Origin of the sequence: Mesorhizobium sp. 2RAF45 (assembly GCF_052115225.1) — a bacterium.
In the GTDB taxonomy this organism is placed as follows: domain Bacteria; phylum Pseudomonadota; class Alphaproteobacteria; order Rhizobiales; family Rhizobiaceae; genus Mesorhizobium; species Mesorhizobium jarvisii.
In genome coordinates this window covers 145,614-164,811 of sequence record NZ_JBFRGG010000004.1, presented here as the reverse complement: position 1 = coordinate 164,811, position 19,198 = coordinate 145,614, and the positions used below count along the sequence as shown (strand labels likewise).

Here is a 19,198-nt window from a genome sequence, read left to right as displayed (position 1 = left end):
AAAACCGGTTCAAATGCAATTGGTTGCATCAACCCCTATGCCGAAAGTTTGTTTCCGCACCACGACAGAGCGTCATCTTTCGACCAAACTCAAAGACGAGCGCCCCTCGCTCACGTCGGGTTCGATCGGCGGAGAGGATTCGGGCTTTTTCGTGATGCCGGCAGGAGCTTACGCTATATTTCGCCGGCATTGCTATCATGTTTGGAAACAGGCGGTAACCGTTGGCGCGAAAGCCTCAGGCGGCGGCGGTTATCCGGACCACGAACAGCGTCGTATCCCGCGCCGGCTCGACCTTCATGATGGGAGCATCCGGCCCGATCAGCAACGTGTCGAGCGGCCCGAGGCGAATTGACCCAGCCTCGGGGAAAACAGCTTCGCCCTTGTGACAAAGGATGAGGGTCGAACCGGCCCGCGTCGCGATGTCCACAGGCTGCGAAATCGCGAGCCGCTCGACCGAATGCAACGTGCGGCCGCGGCGCGTCATGACGTTGAGGTCGGTGATCGGGCCGGCGATCAACGAGGCGCTGGTCGGCAGGTCGGCTGGAAAGGAAAACGGCGCGGAAGTCGGCGTCAGCCGCACCGCTGGCTGATCGGCGACATCGAGCACGATGCCCTCGCCTTCCAGCACCGACAGCGTGCGGTCGATGCCGGCAAAGCTGGAGAACGGCCCGCTGCCCTCGACGCGGGCCATCGACACGCGCCAGTCGAACTCGTCAAGGCCGGCGCCGTCAGGCGAGACGGCGATCTCTGTCGTCGTGCCGCCGCCGTTCTTCCACGGCATGACGCGGTAGTCGGCGGCACGAAGAATGCACATGATTTCAGCCTATCAGCCGAGAATGCCGGGCAAATTGAGCTGGTGCTCCTTGGCGCACTCAATGGCGATGTCGTAGCCGGCATCGGCATGACGCATGACGCCGGTCGCCGGATCGTTCCACAGCACGCGCTCCAGGCGCCTGGCGGCGTCCCGCGTGCCGTCGGCGACGATGACCATGCCGGCATGCTGGGAAAAACCCATGCCGACGCCGCCGCCATGATGCAGCGACACCCAGGTGGCGCCCGACGCGGTGTTGAGCAATGCATTGAGCAGAGGCCAGTCGGAGACGGCATCGGAGCCGTCCTTCATCGCTTCCGTCTCGCGGTTCGGCGAGGCGACCGAGCCGGAATCGAGGTGATCGCGGCCGATGACGACCGGCGCCTTGAGTTCGCCCTTGGCGACCATCTCGTTGAAGGCGAGGCCGAGCCGATGGCGGTCGCCGAGACCGACCCAGCAGATGCGCGCCGGCAGGCCTTGGAACGAGATGCGCTCGCGCGCCATGTCCAGCCAGTTGTGCAGATGGGTGTTGCCAGGCGTCAGTTCGCGCACCTTGGCGTCGGTCTTGTAGATATCCTCCGGATCGCCGGAGAGTGCGGCCCAACGGAAGGGACCGATGCCGCGGCAGAACAGCGGCCGGATATAGGCCGGCACGAAGCCGGGGAAGGCAAAGGCATTCTCAAAACCTTCGTCCTTGGCGACCTGGCGGATGTTGTTGCCATAGTCGAGCGTTGGCACACCGGCGTTCCAGAAGGCTACCATCGCCTCGACATGTTCGCGCATGGAAGCGCGAGCCGCCTTCTCGACCGCCTTCGGGTCGCTGACGCGCTTCTCGCGCCACTCGGCCATGGTCCAGCCTTTCGGCAGATAGCCGTTGATCGGGTCGTGGGCCGAGGTCTGGTCGGTGACCATATCGGGGCGGATGCCGCGCCTGAACATTTCGGGCACGATCTCGGCGGCATTGCCGAGCAGGCCGACCGACTTCGCCTCGCCGGCCTTGGTCCAGCGCTCGATCATTTCAATCGCTTCGTCGAGCGTCTCGGCTTTCTCGTCGACGTAGCGGGTGCGCAGGCGGAAATCGATCGAGTCCGGGTTGCATTCGATGGCCAGGCAGCAGGCGCCGGCCATGACAGCGGCCAGCGGCTGGGCGCCGCCCATGCCGCCGAGACCGCCGGTTAGGATCCATTTGCCCTTGAGATTGCCGCCATAGTGCTGGCGGCCCGCCTCGACGAAGGTCTCGTAAGTGCCCTGCACGATGCCTTGCGTGCCGATATAGATCCACGAGCCGGCCGTCATCTGGCCGTACATCATCAGGCCCTTTTTATCGAGTTCGTTGAATTTGTCCCAGGTCGCCCAGTGCGGCACGAGGTTGGAATTGGCGATCAGCACACGCGGCGCATCGGTGTGGGTGCGGAACACGCCGACCGGCTTGCCGGACTGCACCAGCAGCGTCTCGTCCTCGCCAAGCGTCTTCAGCGAGGCGACGATGCTGTCGAAATCGTTCCAGGTGCGTGCCGCCCGACCGATGCCGCCATAAACGACCAGTTCGTTGGGGTTCTCGGCGACATCGGGGTCGAGATTGTTCATCAGCATGCGCAGCGGCGCTTCGGTCGTCCAATATCGGGCGTTGAGCTTGTCGCCGCGGGGGCTGCGCACTTCACGGATGTTGTGGCGAGGATTGTTCATCATTGTCCCTTTCGAATGAGATGCGCGGTGCTGCGGGAGCCGTCGGCGCTAATCCAAGTGATCCGCTCGTTGGCAGGATTGGAGGAATCGATCGTCATGGTGTAGCAGGCCCAAACATCAGAGGGCGGCCACAGCGAGCAGTACTGGTCACCCCGCACGTCCCAGCGGCCTATCTGGTGACTGTCGCCTCTGGCATAGCTTGTTGCGCCGCCGTCATCGAAGTCTTGGGACCAGCCGTCGCCCTGGACCTGCGCGCCCTTCAGATCGGCAAGGATTTCCGGCCCTTTCATCGCCACTTCGGCGGCGAATGCCGAAACGATTGCAGCTAGAACCAGCCCCCCCGCGAGAAGGAATGTCCTGACATGTCCGGTCACTGCGTTCCTCCGAAGAATTGCCGATCAGCCCTGCGCCCAGGCAATCGCGGTTTTCAGAATGTTCTCCAACGTTACGCGGATCGGCGCCGCAAATCCGGCTTCGTAAGGCACCGGCCAATTGTCCGGCGAGCCCTTCTCCTCCGGCTCGCGCATGTAGCCACGGTTGGAGAGCTCCATCTGCAGCGCATGCACGCCGCTTTGTGGCTGGCCGAAATGGCGCGTGATCCAGCCGCCCTTGAAGCGACCATTGACGACCCATGTCTCGCCAGTTCCGACCAGGATTGCGGCGACCCTTTCCTGCAGGATGGGATCGGCGCTCTTGCCGTCGTTGGTGCCGAGGTTGAAGACTGGCAGCGTGCCTTCGAACAGACGCGGCAATACCGAACGGATCGAATGGCAATCGTAGAGGACGATGTTGTCATGCAGGCCACGCAAGCGGTCGATTTCGGCCTGCAAGGCAGCATGGTAAGGCACGAAGAATTTTTCGCGACGCTCGTCGACCTCCGACGGTCCCGGCTCCTCGCCCTCGCGGTAGAGCGGGTCACCGTCGAAGGTCTCGGTCGGGCACAGGCTGGTGGTCGCCTGGCCGGGGTAGAGCGAGGCGCCGGACGGGTCGCGATTGACATCGATGACGGTGCGCGAGATCGCGGTGTGGACGACCGTGGCGCCGAGGCTTCCGGCGAAGTCGTAGAGATTGTCGATCCACCAATCGCAATCGCGGCGGCCGAGCCAGGGCGACACCAGCCGGGGGTCGAGGCCGGCGAGGTCGATGCCAGTGTGCGGGATCGACACCAGCAGCGGTGCTGTGCCTCGGCTGACGGTAAGCCAGGGTGTGGCAGTCATCACGCCGCTCCCGCGATCGACGGCAGCGCCACCGCGCCGGCAGCCCTGACGGTCGCACCACTGCGCACCATGGCGATTGCCTTTTCCATGTCGGGGTGGAAGTGGCGGTCATTGTCGAGATGCGGCACTTCGGCCCGGACCAACTTGCGCACTGCCTCCAGCGCATCGCTCGACGCCAGCGGCTGGTGGAAGTCACAGCCTTGCGCGGCGGCCAGCAATTCGATGCCGATCACCGCCGTGGCATTCTCGACCATGCCGATCAGCCGGCGCGCACCGTGCGCGGCCATCGAGACGTGGTCTTCCTGGTTGGCCGAGGTCGGGATCGAATCGACGCTGGCCGGATAGGCCTTCTGCTTGTTTTCCGAAACGAGTGCGGCCGCCGTCACCTGCGGGATCATGAAGCCGGAGTTGAGGCCCGGCTTGGGCGTCAGGAAGGCCGGCATGCCTGACAGCGCCGGATCGACCAGCATGGCGACGCGGCGTTCCGACAGCGAGCCGATCTCGCAGACGGCCAGTGCGATCATGTCGGCGGCGAAAGCCACCGGCTCGGCGTGGAAATTGCCGCCGGAAAGGGCCGTGTCATCCTCGGCGAAGATCAGCGGATTGTCGGTGACGCCATTGGCCTCGGTGCCGAGCGTATCGGCCGCCTTGCGCAACACGTCGAGCGCGGCGCCCATCACCTGCGGCTGGCAGCGCAGGCAATAGGGATCCTGCACGCGCTCGTCGCCGACACGATGCGATTCACGGATGGCGCTACCGGCCATCAGATTGCGCAGTGCCTCCGCCGTCTCGATCTGGCCACGGTGCTTTCTCAGGAGATGAATGCGCGGGTCGAACGGCGCGTCGGACCCCTTGGCGGCATCGGTCGACAGCGCACCGGCGACCAGCGCCGACTGGTAGAGCACTTCGGCTTCGAACAGAGCGGCGAGCGCATAGGCGGTCGAAAACTGCGTGCCGTTGAGCAGCGCCAGACCTTCCTTGGCGCCCAGCGTCACCGGCTCGAGGCCGTGCGAGACGAAAGCGACCTTGGCCGGGAAACGACCATGCGGGGTAAAGCATTCGCCGACGCCGATCATCACCGCCGTCATGTGCGACAGCGGTGCAAGATCGCCGGACGCGCCGACGGAACCTTGCGCCGGCACCACCGGGATGACGTCGTTGGCGAGCATCGCTTCCAGCAAATCGATGGTTTCGGGTCGCACCCCGGACGCACCCTGCGCCAGGCTGGCAAGTTTCAACGCCATCATAAGCCGGGCAATTGCGACCGGCATCGGCTCGCCGACGCCGGCGGCGTGCGACAGCACGATATTGCGCTGCAAGGTTTCGAGATCGCCAGCCGGGATGCGCACGCTGGCCAGTTTGCCGAAGCCGGTGTTGATGCCGTAGACCGGCTCGCCCTTGGCGACGATCCGGGCGACGGCCTCGGCGCTCGCCTTGATTTTTGGACGGCAGGCCTCATCCAGCTTCGGCACGGCGCCACGGTAGATGGCGCGCCAGTCGGCCAGCGTCGCATTGCCAGGCTTCAGGGTCAGTTCGGTCATTGTCCTCTCCAGATGCGCACATGGAGCGGGTTGAAGCCCATGCGGTAAACGAGTTCGGCAGGGCGCTCGATGTCCCAAATCGCCAGGTCGGCGGATTTGCCGGCCTCCAGCGTGCCGGCGTTGTCGAGAAAGCCAAGTGCACGCGCGGCCTCGCGAGTGACGCCGGCAAGGCATTCATCGACGGTCAAGCCAAAAAGCGTCGCGGCCATATTCATGGTGAGCAACAGCGAGGTGAGCGGCGAGGTGCCGGGATTGCTGTCCGTCGCCACCGCCATCTTCACGCCATGACGGCGGAACAGGTCGACAGGCGGCTTCTTGGTTTCGCGGATGAAGTAATAGGCACCGGGCAGGATGGTCGCCACCGTGCCGGCCTTCGCCATCGCGGCAGCGCCTGCCTCATCGGTGTATTCGAGATGATCCGCCGACAACGCGCCATAGCTGGCGGCAAGTGCTGCGCCGTGCAGATTCGAAAGCTGGTCGGCATGGAGTTTCACGGGCAGTCCGAGCGCTCTGGCCTTGTCGAAGACGCGTGCGATCTGCTCCGGCGAAAAGGCGATGCCTTCGCAAAAACCGTCTACGGCGTCGGCAAGTTTCTCAGCGGCGACGTCGGGCAGGATCGTGGCGGCGACGAGATCGATGAAGGCGTCCTTGTCACCCCTAGCTTCGGGCGGCAGCGCGTGCGCGGCGAGGCAGGTTGTACGGATTGTGACGGGGCGCTCATTGGCCAGCCGGCGGGCGGCACGCAACGACTTCTTCTCATTGTCGAGATCGAGGCCATAGCCCGATTTGACCTCGACCGTCGTGACACCTTCGGCCATCAGCGCATCGAGGCGCGGCAGCGTCTGGGCAACAAGGTCATCCTCGTTTGCCGCGCGCAGCGACTTGACCGAGGACACAATGCCGCCGCCGGCGCGGGCGACTTCCTCATAGGTGGCGCCGGCCAGCCGCATCTCGAATTCATTGGCGCGGTTGCCGGCATAGACAAGATGCGTGTGGCAATCGATCAGGCCCGGCGTGATCCAGCGGCCGTCGCAATCGACCGTGTCCGCGCCCTGCCCCGCCGAAGCCGGCATCGAGGCCTCCGCGCCGGCATAAACAATGAGACCATCGCGCGCGGCGATCGCGCCTTTCTCGACAATGCCGAGGCCCGCCACACCGTCGGCCATGGTCGCCAGGCGCGCATTGCGCCAGACACGAAGGCCGCTCTTCCCGTTTGCTCCACCCATCATCTTTTCCATTTGAAAGGATGACGATTATGTATATACATATTGAAACGCGACGCAAGTGGTCTCGTCGCTTAGGCATGCAGATTTGGAGACGGACGTGACGGCGATCTTTGCGGAACAGGCGCTGCTGCCCGAGGGCTGGCAAGGCAATGTCAGGATCGCGCTCGATGATGGCCGCATCGCCTCAGTCGAGGCGGACACGGCACCGCAGGCCGGCGACGAGCGCCACACAATTGTCGTCCCCGGCATGCCCAACCTGCACAGCCACGCCTTCCAGCGCGGCATGGCCGGCCTGGCTGAGCTTCGCGGCCCCTCCGCCGACAGTTTCTGGAGCTGGCGCGAGGTCATGTATCGCTTCGCGCTGTCGATGACGCCCGATCAGGTCGAGGCGGTCGCCGCGCAGCTCTATGTCGAGATGCTGGAAGCCGGTTTTTCCCGCGTCGGCGAATTCCACTATCTGCACCATGATCGCGATGGAAAACCCTACGCCAATCTCGCCGAGATGGCCGAGCGCATCGCCGCCGCCGCCGGCGAAACGGGCATCGGCCTGACGCTGCTGCCGGTGTTTTATGCGCACTCCTCCTTCGGCGGAGCGGCCCCGAACGAAGGCCAAAGGCGATTCATCAACGATGTGAATCGGTTCTCCCGGCTTGTTGAGAAGTCCAGTGAATCGGTTCGCGCGTTGAATCAGGCTGTCGTCGGCGTCGCGCCTCACAGCCTGCGCGCCGCTACACCGGAGGAATTGACCCAAATTGCTGCTTTGGCGCCGAATGGGCCGATCCACATCCACGTCGCCGAACAAGTGAAGGAGGTCGAGGACTGCCTCACCTGGTCCGGCGCGCGCCCGGTCGAATTTCTGCTGGCCAATGCCGAGGTCGACCAGCGCTGGTGCCTGATCCACGCCACCCATATGACCGATGCCGAAACCATCGGCATGGCCAAAAGCGGCGCCATCGCCGGTCTTTGCCCGATCACCGAGGCCAATCTCGGCGACGGGACGTTTGCCGCGCCGTTATTCACCGAGCATGGCGGCCGCTTCGGTATCGGCTCCGATTCCAACGTGCTGATCGGCCTGCCCGACGAATTGCGCCAACTCGAATATTCGCAGCGCCTCGCCCACCGCGCCCGCAATGTGCTGGCGGTGGCCGGCGGCTCGACCGGGCGGGCGCTGTTCGACGCAGCACTCGACGGCGGCAGCCAGGCGCTCGGCGCCGGTGCCTCGCAGATCGCCGCCGGCGCCGCGGCAGATCTCGTCTCGCTCGACGCCGGCCATCCTTCTCTGGCCGGCAAGGCAGGCGACGCCATCCTCGACGCCTGGATCTTCGCCAATGGCAGCACGATCGATTGCGTCTGGGTGCACGGCAAGAAGCAGGTCAGCGGCGGCAGGCATGCCAGGCGCGAAGCTATCGCAAAGCGTTTTCGCGCCGTGATGAGGGCGCTTTCGGCATGAGCACGGTCGAGACGGCGGATGCGGACAGCGGCGGTTCCCTGCACCAACGCATCCTGTCCGACATCAGCGAAAAGATCCTGTCGGGCGCCTGGGCGCCCGGACATCGCATTCCGTTCGAGCACGAACTGACGACCGAGTACAATTGCTCGCGCATGACGGTGAACAAGGCGCTGTCGCAGTTGGCCAAGGCCGGGCTGATCGAACGCCGCCGCCGCTCGGGCAGCTTCGTCCGCCGGCCGCAGTCGCAGGCAGCAGTGCTGGAACTTCACGACATCAGGATCGAGGTCGAAGCGCTTGGCCTCCTCTATCGCTACGAGCGGCTGGAACAGCTCAAGCGCCGCAGCAATGCGGAGGACAGAGCGCTGCTCGGCCTGTCCGCCGCAGGCTCGGTGCTCTGGATCGAAGGCCTGCATTTTGCCGGCGAACGGCCCTTCGCACTCGAGCAGCGCCTGATCAATCTTTCCGCGGTTCCGGAAGCCGGGAACGAAGAGTTTCTGGAGATCGCCGCCGGCCCCTGGCTGATCGGCCGCGTTCCATGGAGCGAGGCCGAGCATCGCATCCGCGCCATGGCCGCCGATGAGGCTATCGCCGACGCGCTCGACATCGATCCGGGCGCGCCATGCCTTGTGGTCGAGCGCCGCACCTGGAGCGCTGAACACCCGGTTACCCATGTGCGGTTTATCTATCCGGCGGAAAGCCACACGCTGGTGGCAAGATTCACGCCGTCGCAGGGGTGAGGCGTGTCCAGCCGACGGCTGGCGAAAAGCCAACGATTTGGCTTTTCGAACGCCGAACGCCCGGAGCCATAGCGAAGGGCAGTTGCGCAGTCCGGGACAAGACCCGATCTCCCCCTTGTGGGGGAGATTGGCAGTTTCAGCGCCGTGCCTTAAATCGCCGCCGTAACGATAATCTCGACCAGATATTCCGGGCCAGCCAACTTGGCTTCGCCGGTGGCGCGGGCGGGGGTGTGGCCCTGCGGCACCCACTTGTCCCATTCCGAATTCATCTCGGCGAAGGTACCCATGTCCGCCAGCCAGATGATCGCCTGAACGATCTTGGTCTTGTCGGTGCCGGCCTTGGCCAGCAATTCGTCGATGGCCGCCAGAATGTCGCGGGTCTGCGAGGCGACGTTGCCGCCGGGCTCGCCGACCTGGCCGGCCAGATAGACGGTGTTGCCGTGGATGACGATCTGACTCATGCGCGGGCCAACATCGATGCGACGAATGCTCATGGGAGGTTCCTTCCTGTTATGGGTGGCGACTGTTTAGAGTTGCGGTTCGCTTCGGGCAAGGCCGCCGGGGCCAAATCCCCTTGGACCAGTGCGCAAACGACTCACGGCAAGTTGAGCCGCCGGTCGCAATTCCGCCTGATTGGCTTGTTGACTAATGTAATAACATCACATATCCAATCGGCCCTGCCCGCGGCCGGGTTTCGCTGCTCCACGGAACGACATGACCCAGACCTGCCTGACATTCCGTGACCTGACGCTGGGCTACAACAGCCACCCGGCGATCCACCATCTCGACGGCACGATCCGCAAGGGCTCGCTGACCGCCGTTGTCGGCGCCAACGGCTCCGGCAAGTCGACGCTGATGAAGGGCATTGTCGGCGTGCTGAAGCCTATGGCCGGTGAGGTTGCTCGCGCACCCGGCGTGCGCGCCGCCTACCTGCCGCAGCAATCGGAGCTCGATCGCTCCTTTCCCGCCCGCGTCGTCGACCTGGTCTCGCTCGGTCTCTGGCCGAAGCGCGGCATGCTCGGCCGCTACACATCAGAGGATCGCGCGGCGGTCAGCCAGGCGCTGATGGCGGTCGGCCTCGGCGGCTTCGAGAAGCGGCCGATCGACACGCTGTCGGGTGGCCAGCTGCAGCGCACGCTGTTTGCCCGCGTGCTGCTGCAGGACGCCGACCTGATCCTGCTCGACGAGCCATTCAACGCCGTCGATGCCAAGACGGTCGGCGATCTGATCGCCCTGATCAAGCGTTGGCACGGCGAGGAACGGACCATCATGGTCGTCGTCCATGATCTCGATCTGGTGCGGCAGAATTTTCCGGAGACGCTGCTTTTGGCCCGCCAGCCGATCGCCTGGGGCGAAACGCGCGAGACGCTGAAGCCGGAAAACCTTCTGCGCGCCCGTCGCTTCCATGAAGCCTGGGAGGAGAACGCGCCCTGGTGCGAGCCGGACGGGCACGGTCATGATCATGCCCATGGCCACGATCATCATGGCCACGATCACGACCATGACGCCGGGCCGAGGGCTGCCTGATGGACGCGCTCTACGGTCTGTTCATCGCACCGTTCGCCGATTTCGGCTTCATGCAGCGGGCGCTGTTCGGCTCGCTGATGCTGTCGTTGGGCGCCTGCCCGATCGGCGTCTTCCTGATGCTGCGGCGCATGAGCCTGTCGGGCGACGCCATGGCGCATGCCATCCTGCCGGGCGCGGCCGCCGGCTTCCTGTTCTATGGTTTGGAAATCCTGCCGATGACCATTGGCGGGCTGATCGCCGGTATTATCGTGGCGCTCGGCGCCGGTGCTGTCTCGCGTTTCACCATCCAGCGCGAGGACGCCTCGATGGCGGCCTTCTATCTGATTTCGCTGGCCATCGGCGTGCTGATGGTGTCGATCCGCGGCTCAAGCGTCGATCTCATGCATGTGCTGTTCGGCACGGTGCTGGCGCTCAACAATGAGGCGCTGACGCTGATCGGCGGCATCGTCGCGGTGACGCTGGTCAGCCTCGCCATCTTCTGGCGGGCTCTGGTCGCCGAATGCCTCGATCCGCTGTTCCTGCGTTCGGTCAGCCGCATGGGCAGCCCGGTGCACTTCATCTTCCTTGGTCTCGTCGTGCTCAACCTCGTCGGCGGATTTCAGGCGCTCGGCACGCTTCTGTCGGTCGGACTGATGATGCTGCCGGCGGCAGCCGCCCGCTTCTGGACGGTGCGCGTCGAGCCGATGTGCGTGCTGGCCGTGCTGATCGGCTTTGCCTCCTGCATCGCCGGGCTGCTGTTGTCCTATCACGCCTCGCTGCCGTCCGGACCTGCCATCATCCTGTCGGCCGGTGTCGTCTACTTCGCCTCGATCCTGTTCGGCACGCGCGGCATTCTGCGCGCCCGCATCATCCATCACCGTCACAGAACGGCCTGATCCCTCGCCCCTCGAAAGGAGACCCCGCCTATGCTGAGATCCATCCGTGCCGCTCTGGCGATGAGCGTTATAACATTAACTGCCTTTGGCGCATCGTCGGCGTTCGCGGCGCCGCTGAAAGTCGTCGCCAGCTTCACCGTCATTGCCGATTTTGCCAAAAATGTCGGCGGCGATCGTGTCGACATCACCACCATCGTCGGCCCGGATGGCGATGCCCATGTCTATGAGCCGAGCCCGGCCGACGCGGTCGCCATGGCCAAGGCCGATRTCGTGCTGGTCAATGGCCTGCATTTCGAAGGCTTTTTGCAGCGGCTGGTCGATGCCAGCGCCACCAAGGCCTCGATCGTCACCTTGACCAAAGGCGTGACGCCGATCGACTTCAAACCTGAATTCGCCGACGCCGACGCGGCCGAAGGTGCCGGCACCGGTGGCGGCAAGACCGTTACCGATCCGCACGCCTTCCAGTCGATCGCCAACGCCAAGATCTATGTGAAGAACATCGCCGAGGCTTTCTGCGCGGCCGACAGCGACGGCTGCGTCGGCTACCAGACCAATGCCGCCGCCTACACCAAGAAGCTCGATGCGCTGGAAGGCGAAGTGAAGGCCGCGATCCAGTCGATCCCCGAGGCCAAGCGCGTCGTCATCACCTCGCACGACGCCTTCGGCTATTTCGAACACGAATACGGCCTGACCTTCCTCGCCCCGCAGGGCATTTCTACCGATTCCGAACCGTCGGCCGCCGATGTCGCCAAGCTGGTCGAGCAGGTGAAGCAGGACAAGGCGGCGGCGATCTTCGTGGAAAACATCACCAACCCGCGCCTGATCGAACAGATCGCCAGCGAAACCGGCATCAAGGTGGGCGGCACGCTCTACTCGGATGCGCTGTCGCAGCCCGATGGCCCAGGATCGACCTATATCGACATGATGCACAACAACATCCGCCAGATCAAAGGCGCGATCCTCGGCAGCTGAGGAGCGCCGATCCCGGAAAAGGCGGAGGCCTTCCAGCCCGAACTGTGGCGATGCCTGACCGTTGGAATCCTCGCCGGAAACGTCTATCTCTGCAGAACGATTTCCGCTGGCGGATTGCCGGCCACGTCGGGGAGTGGCAAGACTCCCTGCAAATCAGATTGCGAGGATGCTGCGATGGAATACCGCGAAATCAGCGACGACTATTCGGTCTCTGGCCAGATCCAGCCCGAAGACGTCGCCGCCATCAAGGAAGCCGGTTTCAAGAGCGTCATCTGCAACCGGCCGGATGACGAGCAACCCGGCCAGCCTTCGGCCAAAAGCATCGGATCGGCGGTCGAAGCCGCCGGCCTCGCCTTCCGCTATATCCCCGTCATCAGCGGCCAGATCACCGCCGAGAATGTCGAGGACCAGGCCGAGGCGCTGGACGAAATGGAGGGTCCGGTGTTCGCCTATTGCCGCTCCGGCGCGCGCTGCACGAATCTGTACGGGCTGATCCAGCAGTCGAAGGGTTAGATCGGCAGCGCGCCGGTTTCCTTCAGCGTTTCCAGCACGATCGCCGTCTTCACATGCTGCACGGATTCGTGCGGCAGGAGCACGCCGTTGACGAACTCCGACAGCGACTTCAGGTCGGGCGTCACCACCTTCAGGATATAGTCCATCTCGCCGGTCAGCGCGTGCGCCTCCTGCACCTCGGGCAGCCGCGCCACCAGTTCGCCGAAGCGCTGGGCGTTGTCGCGATTGTGGGTGGCCAGGGTCACCGAGATGACGTTGACCAGCGAGAAGCCGAGCTTGTCGCGGTCGAGCACCGCCCGATAACCCTTGATGTAGCCGTCCTCTTCGAGCCGCTGGCGGCGGCGCGAGCATTGCGACGCCGACAGGTTCACCCGCTCCGAGAGATCGTTGTTGGTCAGCCGCGCATCGCCTTGCAAAAGCGCCATTATCTTGCGGTCAAATTGGTCAACGCGCGTCTCATCCATGGTTTTGTCTCTCAACATGCATGCTTCACGCATGACATCATCATTTCAAGCGTTTGAATGCAAGCACCATGCGCCTCCTCCGCGCTATGATGGCGTCAGATGGCCTTTTCGGGCCAAGCCAGCTTTGGAGGAATACCATGGGTCCCTTCCCACACGACGCCCCGCCCGCCAAAATCAGCAAGGACAACCCGGCCGGTACCGATGGTTTCGAGTTCGTCGAATTCGCGCATCCGGAGCCGCAGAAGCTGGCCGAACTGTTCACCCGCATGGGCTATGTGGCGGTCGCCAAGCATCGCAGCAAGGACATCACCGTCTGGCGCCAGGGCGACATCAACTATGTCGTCAATGCCGAGCCGGGCTCGCATGCCATGGAGTTCGCCGACAAGCACGGCCCGTGTGCCGCCTCGATGGCATGGCGCGTGGTCGATGCCAAGCACGCGTTCGACCATGCCGTCTCTAAGGGCGCCACGCCTTACGAAGGCGACGACAAGGCGCTCGACGTGCCGGCCATTGTCGGTATCGGCGGTTCGCTGCTCTATTTCATCGATGCCTACGGCAAGAAGGGCTCGGCCTACGACGCCGAATTCGAATGGCTCGGCGCGCGCGATCCTCGGCCGCAAGGCGTCGGTTTCTATTATCTCGACCACCTCACCCACAATGTCTATCGCGGCCAGATGGACAAATGGTGGGATTTCTACCGCGAACTGTTCGGCTTCAAGCAGATCCATTTCTTCGACATCGACGGCAAGATCACCGGCCTGGTCAGCCGCGCCATCACCTCGCCCTGCGGCAAGATCCGCATTCCGCTCAATGAATCCAAGGACGAGACCAGCCAGATCGCCGAGTATCTGAAGAAGTACAATGGCGAGGGCATCCAGCACATCGCGGTCGGCACCGACGAGATCTATACCGCCACCGACAAGCTCGCCGCCAACGGGCTGAAATTCATGCCCGGTCCGCCGGAAACCTATTACGACATGTCCTATGACCGCGTGAACGGCCATGACGAGCCGATCGAGCGGATGAAGAAGCACGGCATCCTGATCGACGGCGAAGGCGTAGTCGACGGCGGCATGACCAAGATCCTTTTGCAGATCTTCTCGAAAACCGTGATCGGGCCGATATTCTTCGAGTTCATCCAGCGCAAGGGAGACGAAGGCTTTGGCGAAGGCAATTTCCGCGCGCTGTTCGAATCGATCGAGCAGGACCAGATCAAGCGCGGCGTGATCAAGGTGGATGGCAAGGCGGCCTGAAGCAAAACAAGACGCTTACGGCTCGACCGGTTATGACGTTTTTTTAGGTAATAACCGGTCCTAGCCACGAACGTATGCATCTCGGAAGCGAAAGCCAAACTATCGGAGCTCGTTAGGCGCGCGGAGGCGGTGAGGATATTGCGCTCACGCGCCATGGGAAAATTGTTGCAAGGCTCGTGTCACCGGCCACGAATGGCGTTTTGCCCCGCATTGGCGCCTTCAAAGGCAGCGTCAGTATCGCGGAAGATTTTGACGAACTAGGCCCCAGGTGGGCTGAGTATCAGAAATAATGGGTCACAATCCCAGCCACTCGATCTCCGCCTTCCTCAGCTTGATGTCGTAGTCGAGCAAAAACTCGTCCAGCTGCGGTGGCGCGACCGAAGTGCTGGAAAGCATGGCGTGCACCTGGCCGCGATGGTGGATGTCGTGCAGGAAGACATGGGCCAGGATGTCGCCGATGCGTTCGGGAATCATGCCGTCCTCGCGCCGGTCGGTGATGACGCGGCGGTCGAGATCGGCTTCCTTCAACCCATCGCAGAAGGCGATCAGCCGCCGGTCGGCCACGGTTTGCGCGGCAAACAGCGCGTGGGGTTCGTCGAAGGGCACGAACTCATCATGGGCAGCGGCGCCGACGCCGCCCTCTTCGAGAAAATCGAGATAGAGATGATCGACCGCGAGAATGTGGTTGAGCGTCGCCTTGATCGACGGGAAGAAACTGGTGCGCTCGGCCTCGAACTCACCCGGCTTGAGCGCGAGCACGGCGCGATAGAGCCGGGCGTTCGACCAGAGATTGTTGCCGGCCATGCGGCGCAGATGGTCAAGCAGGGTCATGGTTTCATCCTGCGGAGCGGGTCAGATGCAAGCCTGCCGCCATAATCGCGAAGCCGGCAAGAACGATTAGCAGCAACCCGTTCATGCGCCGACGCATGGCTTGCGTTTCCGGATCCCGTGCGACCTTCATATTGGTGATGGTGTGAAGCATCATCGCTTTGCGCGAGTAGCCACTGCGGTTGATCAGGTTCGGCGAGCGCGCCTCGATGCGATAGCTCAACCGGATCGCCAGGATAAAGACGACCAGAATGGCGATCGCGCAGACACCGGCCAGCAGATAGAACGCCTCCCCCGCCATTCTACATTCCCCTATCCCTGGTATTTCTCGACCTTCTGCTCGATGGCGCCGAAGATCGAATGGCCCGTACTGTCCTTCATCTCGATGCGCACCGTGTCGCCAAAGCGCAGGAACGGCGTGCTCGGCTCGCCTGACACAATGGTCTCGATCATGCGCAGTTCGGCGATGCAGGAATAGCCGGCGCCGCCAGCCGAGACCGGCTTGCCCGGGCCGCCGTCGAGCTTGTTGGAGACCGTGCCCGAGCCGATGATGGTGCCTGCCACCAGCGGCCTTGTGCGGGCGGCATGGACGATCAGCGCCGGAAAATCGAAGGTCATGTCGACGCCGGCATTGGCGCGGCCGAACGGCTTGCCGTTGAGGTCGGCAAGCAGCGGCAGGCTGACCTTGCCACCATCCCAGGCATCGCCCAGTTCGTCCGGCGTCACCGCCACCGGCGAAAAGGCCGAGGACGGTTTAGACTGGAAGAAGCCAAACCCCTTGGCCAGTTCCGGCCCGGTGAGCGCGCGCAGCGTCACATCGTTGACCAACATGACCAGCCGGATCGCGGCGCGCGCCTCTTCGAGGCTAGCGCCCATCGGCACGTCGTCGACGATGACGGCGACTTCCGCTTCCATGTCGATGCCGAAAGCTTCGTCGGCCACGCGGATCGGATCGCGCGGTGGAATGAAGGAGTCCGAGCCACCCTGGTAGATCAGCGGATCGGTCCAGAAACTTGCCGGCATCTCGACGCCACGCGCTTTGCGCACCAGTTCAACATGGTTCACATAGGCGGACCCATCAGCCCATTGATAGGCGCGCGGCAGCGGCGAATGCGCATCGTGCTCGTGAAAGCGGGCTGACGGCACCGCATTGTTCTCCAGCGATTCCGCTATTGTGCCGAGATGCGGCGAGACCCTGCGCCAGTCGTCGAGGGCCGCCTGCAGCGTGCGCGCCAGGAATGAGGCATCGGTGTACTGCGTCAGGTCGCGCGAGACGACGACGAGTTTCCCGTCGCGCGTCCCGTCCTTCAATGTGGCAAGCTTCATGCGGTTTCCTCTCCTTGCGCAGCTTTGGCGCCGCTTAATTCCACAACAAGGCCGTCGCGGGCGATCGTCAAGTCGCCGGCCCATGTTTTCCTGACAGCAGCAAGCCAGTCGACCTCGCCGATCTCCGCATCGTCAGCGGGAATGAGGTGGTTGAGCACCAGCCTCTTCACGCCGGCATCGCTGGCGATGCGTCCCGCGTCCTCGGCAAAGCTGTGGCTGGCGAGCAGATGTTCCCTGAGCCGTGCGCCGTTGCCGGTTCTGGCAACCAGCCGCTCGATGCCCTCTTCCAACATGGCTTCATGGACGAGAATGTCGGCATCCTTGGCGAAATCGGCGAGCGGTGGAAAGAAAGCCGTATCAGCGGAGAACACCACGCTTTTGCCGCCCTGCTCGAAGCGCAGGGCAAAACAGTCGGTCACCGGCGGATGATCGACGCGCAACGCCGTCACCTTGAGGCCGTGTTGATCGAGCACATGGCCCTCAGCGAATTCGCTGATCGAAACCAGTTCGCGAATGTCAGGCCGGCCCTCATCAACGATGCGGATTTCGATGTCGAACTCCATCGCCTGGCAGAAGCGCCGCCAGTAATGGCCGGTGCCGGGCGGGCCGAACACATTGACCGGTGTCGCCAGCCCCGCCGTCCAGGCGGTGTGGACCAGCGGCCCGAGTTCCAGCAAATGGTCGGAATGCAGATGGGTGATGAAGATCAGGTCGAGCGCCTTCAGGCTGATCCCGGCATCGACCAGACCGCGCGTCACGCCGAGCCCGCAATCGACGACGATGGTCCGCCCACCGATCTCAAGCAGCGAGGAACTCGGCCACGGTCCGCCTGGCCGCAGCGCCGGGCCGCCCTTCGAGCCCAGCAGCACCAGCCGGTCCGGCATTGGCTTGCCGCTCAAGACCAGTCGCCCTCGGGCGTGCCATTGAAGCGCTTCTTTAGGTCGGCCCAGCAGTCGATGTAATTGTCCTGCCGGGTTTCCAGTTCGGCGCCGTAGCGGGTCAGCATCTGCGGGAAACGGGTCTCGAACATGAAGGCCATGGTGTTGTCGAGCTTGACCGGTTTCAGCTCCGCGCGCGAGGCCTTTTCGAAGCCAGGCGCATCCGGGCCATGGGCCAGCATCAGATTGTGCAGGCTGATGCCGCCGGGAACGAAGCCTTCCTCCTTGGCATCGTACTGACCATGGATCAGCCCCATGAACTCGCTCATGATGTTGCGGTGATACCAGGGCGGACGGAACGTATCTTCCGCCACCAGCCAGCGCGGCGGGAAGATGACGAAGTCGATGTTGGCGGTGCCTTCCTCGCCGCTCGGCGCCGTCAGCACGGTGAAGATCGATGGATCGGGGTGATCGAACAGGATGGCGCCGACCGGCGAAAACGTCGCCAGATCATATTTGTAGGGCGCGTAGTTGCCATGCCAGGCGACGACGTCGAGCGGCGAATGGCCGATCTCGGTGACGTGGAAATTGCCGCACCATTTTACGATCAGCCGGCACGGCGTCTCCTTTTCCTCGAACCAGGCGCAGGGCGTCTTGAAGTCGCGCGGGTTGGCCAGGCAATTGGCGCCGATCGGGCCGCGGTCAGGTAAGGTCAGCTTGGCGCCGTAGTTTTCGCAGACATAGCCGCGCACTTCAGCGTCGACGAGCTCGACCTTGAAGACGAGGCCGCGCGGCAGCACGGCGATCTCGCCGGGCCGCAGTTCAATGACGCCCATCTCGGTGACGAAGCGCAAGGCGCCGACCTGCGGCACGACCAGCAACTCGCCGTCAGCGTTGAAGAAATGATCGTCGACCATCGATGTGTTTGCGACATAGACATGGGCTGCCATGCCGGTCTGCCCGAGCACGTCACCGGCCGTGGTGATGCTACGCATGCCCTGAATGAAATCGGTTGGCTCCTTCGGCATCGGCACCGGGTTCCAGCGATACTGGCCAAGCGCTAGTTCGTGATCGCCGACATTCGGCGCCGTCTTCCACAAGGGATAGCTCGCTGCCTTGAAACGGCCGGTGTGCTTGACGCTCGGCCGGATGCGATAGAGCCAGGAGCGCTCATTGGTGCCGCGCGGTGCGGTGAAGGGCGAGCCGGAAAGCTGCTCGGCATAGAGGCCGTAGGCCGGCCGCTGCGGCGAGTTCCGGCCTTGCGGCAGTGAGCCGGGGAGTGTCTCGGTCTCAAAATCGTTGCCGAAACCCGGCATGTAGGAAAAGGCCATCCGATCCTCCCTGATCCCGGCTCCAAGCTTCAAAATGCCAAGTCTGCCGGTGATATTGACCAAACTGGTTTCATCTGTAACCATCGAAAATGTAACTATCAACGGCCACGGCGCGCGTCATGGAACCCGACATTCTGGAGCTGGAAAGCTTCCTGCCCTACCGCCTCTACCGGCTTGCCGATGCCGTCAGCCGCGAATTCTCCAGGATCTACCGGGATCGCCACGGCCTGACGCGACCGGAATGGCGCACGCTTTCAGGCCTCGGCCAGCGCGGCACGATGACGGCGACCGAGCTCGGCGAGCAATCGGCCATGCACAAGACCAAGGTCTCGCGCGCGGTGGCCGAGCTGGAACGGCGGCGCTGGCTGACGCGCACGCCCGATGAAAGCGACCGGCGCGTCGAGCACCTGGCGCTGACCAAAGCGGGGCTTGCCGCCTATCGCGAGATGGTGCCGCTGGCGAAGGCGTTTGAAAGGCAGTTGCTGGAGAGGTTGAGCCACCAGGAGCGGGCTGCGATTGTCAGCGGAGTAGCCGCGCTGGAGGGCGCCCTGGAAGGAAAGTAG

General features: G+C 63.6%; 21 protein-coding genes. 8 read left to right on the top strand and 13 right to left on the bottom strand.

The genetic code is table 11. The features are described from left to right. Window positions 1-235: 235 nt before the first annotated feature. From AB4Z43_RS13770 to hutI, 6 genes are read right to left on the bottom strand one after another with little or no spacing between them, the layout of a single operon-like run. Window positions 236-814, bottom strand: coding sequence for a HutD/Ves family protein (locus AB4Z43_RS13770; protein ID WP_202360217.1), 579 nt, complete (start codon window positions 812-814; stop codon window positions 236-238). Window positions 815-826: 12 nt separating this feature from the next. Further along, window positions 827-2,497: a urocanate hydratase gene (hutU, locus tag AB4Z43_RS13765; RefSeq protein WP_441938218.1), complete on the bottom strand. Its 1,671-nt coding sequence runs from the start codon at window positions 2,495-2,497 to the stop codon at window positions 827-829. Then, window positions 2,497-2,871, bottom strand: a complete 375-nt coding sequence (locus tag AB4Z43_RS13760; protein ID WP_441937913.1) for a hypothetical protein — start codon at window positions 2,869-2,871, stop codon at window positions 2,497-2,499. The genes hutU and AB4Z43_RS13760 overlap by 1 nt, the downstream gene beginning before the upstream one ends. Before the next feature lie 24 nt (window positions 2,872-2,895). Then, the gene (gene hutG, locus AB4Z43_RS13755; RefSeq protein ID WP_441937911.1) at window positions 2,896-3,714 is read right to left on the bottom strand and encodes an N-formylglutamate deformylase; all 819 of its coding nucleotides are present in this window, start codon (window positions 3,712-3,714) and stop codon (window positions 2,896-2,898) included. Continuing rightward, the gene (gene hutH / locus AB4Z43_RS13750; protein WP_441937909.1) at window positions 3,714-5,255 is read right to left on the bottom strand and encodes a histidine ammonia-lyase; all 1,542 of its coding nucleotides are present in this window, start codon (window positions 5,253-5,255) and stop codon (window positions 3,714-3,716) included. The genes hutG and hutH overlap by 1 nt, the downstream gene beginning before the upstream one ends. Further along, on the bottom strand, window positions 5,252-6,481 hold the full coding sequence (hutI, locus tag AB4Z43_RS13745; protein ID WP_441937907.1) for an imidazolonepropionase: 1,230 nt from the start codon (window positions 6,479-6,481) through the stop codon (window positions 5,252-5,254). Before hutI ends, hutH begins: the two co-directional genes overlap by 4 nt. A gap of 97 nt (window positions 6,482-6,578) precedes the next feature. On the opposite strand from hutI, the gene AB4Z43_RS13740 reads away from it, so the two are divergent. Together AB4Z43_RS13740 and hutC are read left to right on the top strand one after the other, a co-directional pair. Then, window positions 6,579-7,931, top strand: coding sequence for a formimidoylglutamate deiminase (locus AB4Z43_RS13740; RefSeq protein ID WP_441937906.1), 1,353 nt, complete (start codon window positions 6,579-6,581; stop codon window positions 7,929-7,931). After that, window positions 7,928-8,668 carry a histidine utilization repressor gene (hutC, locus tag AB4Z43_RS13735; RefSeq protein ID WP_019857531.1) on the top strand — a complete coding sequence of 247 codons (741 nt, stop codon included), beginning with the start codon at window positions 7,928-7,930 and terminating at the stop codon, window positions 8,666-8,668. The genes AB4Z43_RS13740 and hutC overlap by 4 nt, the downstream gene beginning before the upstream one ends. 149 nt (window positions 8,669-8,817) lie before the next feature. Here hutC and AB4Z43_RS13730 read toward each other — a convergent pair whose 3' ends face one another. Then, window positions 8,818-9,162 (bottom strand): RidA family protein, encoded by a 345-nt coding sequence (locus AB4Z43_RS13730; protein ID WP_019857529.1) that lies wholly within the window; start codon window positions 9,160-9,162, stop codon window positions 8,818-8,820. A gap of 220 nt (window positions 9,163-9,382) precedes the next feature. Here AB4Z43_RS13730 and aztA point away from each other — a divergent pair, with 220 nt between their 5' ends. The 4 genes from aztA to AB4Z43_RS13710 all read left to right on the top strand — a co-directional run bounded on the left by aztA (window position 9,383) and on the right by AB4Z43_RS13710 (window position 12,555). Then, on the top strand, window positions 9,383-10,195 hold the full coding sequence (aztA, locus tag AB4Z43_RS13725) for a zinc ABC transporter ATP-binding protein AztA (RefSeq protein WP_019857528.1): 813 nt from the start codon (window positions 9,383-9,385) through the stop codon (window positions 10,193-10,195). Next, window positions 10,195-11,070: a zinc ABC transporter permease AztB gene (gene aztB / locus AB4Z43_RS13720; protein WP_019857527.1), complete on the top strand. Its 876-nt coding sequence runs from the start codon at window positions 10,195-10,197 to the stop codon at window positions 11,068-11,070. The genes aztA and aztB overlap by 1 nt, the downstream gene beginning before the upstream one ends. A 30-nt stretch (window positions 11,071-11,100) precedes the next feature. Continuing rightward, a complete protein-coding gene (aztC, locus tag AB4Z43_RS13715) occupies window positions 11,101-12,042 on the top strand; it encodes a zinc ABC transporter substrate-binding protein AztC (protein WP_441937903.1) in 942 nt (313 codons plus the stop codon). A gap of 174 nt (window positions 12,043-12,216) precedes the next feature. Further along, window positions 12,217-12,555 (top strand): TIGR01244 family sulfur transferase, encoded by a 339-nt coding sequence (locus AB4Z43_RS13710; RefSeq protein ID WP_019857525.1) that lies wholly within the window; start codon window positions 12,217-12,219, stop codon window positions 12,553-12,555. Here AB4Z43_RS13710 and AB4Z43_RS13705 read toward each other — a convergent pair. Beyond that, window positions 12,552-13,019 (bottom strand): Lrp/AsnC family transcriptional regulator, encoded by a 468-nt coding sequence (locus AB4Z43_RS13705; RefSeq protein WP_027046722.1) that lies wholly within the window; start codon window positions 13,017-13,019, stop codon window positions 12,552-12,554. The two genes, AB4Z43_RS13710 and AB4Z43_RS13705, sit on opposite strands and share 4 nt — an antisense overlap. A 137-nt stretch (window positions 13,020-13,156) precedes the next feature. On the opposite strand from AB4Z43_RS13705, the gene hppD reads away from it, so the two are divergent. Beyond that, window positions 13,157-14,272 carry a 4-hydroxyphenylpyruvate dioxygenase gene (gene hppD / locus AB4Z43_RS13700; RefSeq protein WP_019857523.1) on the top strand — a complete coding sequence of 372 codons (1,116 nt, stop codon included), beginning with the start codon at window positions 13,157-13,159 and terminating at the stop codon, window positions 14,270-14,272. 294 nt (window positions 14,273-14,566) lie between these two features. Here the strand turns inward: hppD and AB4Z43_RS13695 are convergent, their stop codons facing one another. The 5 genes from AB4Z43_RS13695 to hmgA are packed head-to-tail and all read right to left on the bottom strand — an operon-like array spanning window position 14,567 to window position 18,635. Next, window positions 14,567-15,103, bottom strand: coding sequence for a DinB family protein (locus tag AB4Z43_RS13695; protein WP_038646160.1), 537 nt, complete (start codon window positions 15,101-15,103; stop codon window positions 14,567-14,569). A 4-nt stretch (window positions 15,104-15,107) separates the two neighbouring features. Beyond that, window positions 15,108-15,401 carry a hypothetical protein gene (locus AB4Z43_RS13690; protein WP_064984788.1) on the bottom strand — a complete coding sequence of 98 codons (294 nt, stop codon included), beginning with the start codon at window positions 15,399-15,401 and terminating at the stop codon, window positions 15,108-15,110. Between the two features lie 11 nt (window positions 15,402-15,412). Next, window positions 15,413-16,426, bottom strand: a complete 1,014-nt coding sequence (locus AB4Z43_RS13685) for a fumarylacetoacetate hydrolase family protein (protein ID WP_038646158.1) — start codon at window positions 16,424-16,426, stop codon at window positions 15,413-15,415. Beyond that, window positions 16,423-17,310 carry an MBL fold metallo-hydrolase gene (locus AB4Z43_RS13680; RefSeq protein WP_202362351.1) on the bottom strand — a complete coding sequence of 296 codons (888 nt, stop codon included), beginning with the start codon at window positions 17,308-17,310 and terminating at the stop codon, window positions 16,423-16,425. The genes AB4Z43_RS13685 and AB4Z43_RS13680 overlap by 4 nt, the downstream gene beginning before the upstream one ends. A gap of 11 nt (window positions 17,311-17,321) precedes the next feature. Then, on the bottom strand, window positions 17,322-18,635 hold the full coding sequence (gene hmgA / locus AB4Z43_RS13675) for a homogentisate 1,2-dioxygenase (RefSeq protein ID WP_038652518.1): 1,314 nt from the start codon (window positions 18,633-18,635) through the stop codon (window positions 17,322-17,324). Between the two features lie 119 nt (window positions 18,636-18,754). Between hmgA and AB4Z43_RS13670 the strand changes: the two genes are divergently transcribed. Beyond that, window positions 18,755-19,198 (top strand): MarR family winged helix-turn-helix transcriptional regulator, encoded by a 444-nt coding sequence (locus tag AB4Z43_RS13670; protein ID WP_019857516.1) that lies wholly within the window; start codon window positions 18,755-18,757, stop codon window positions 19,196-19,198.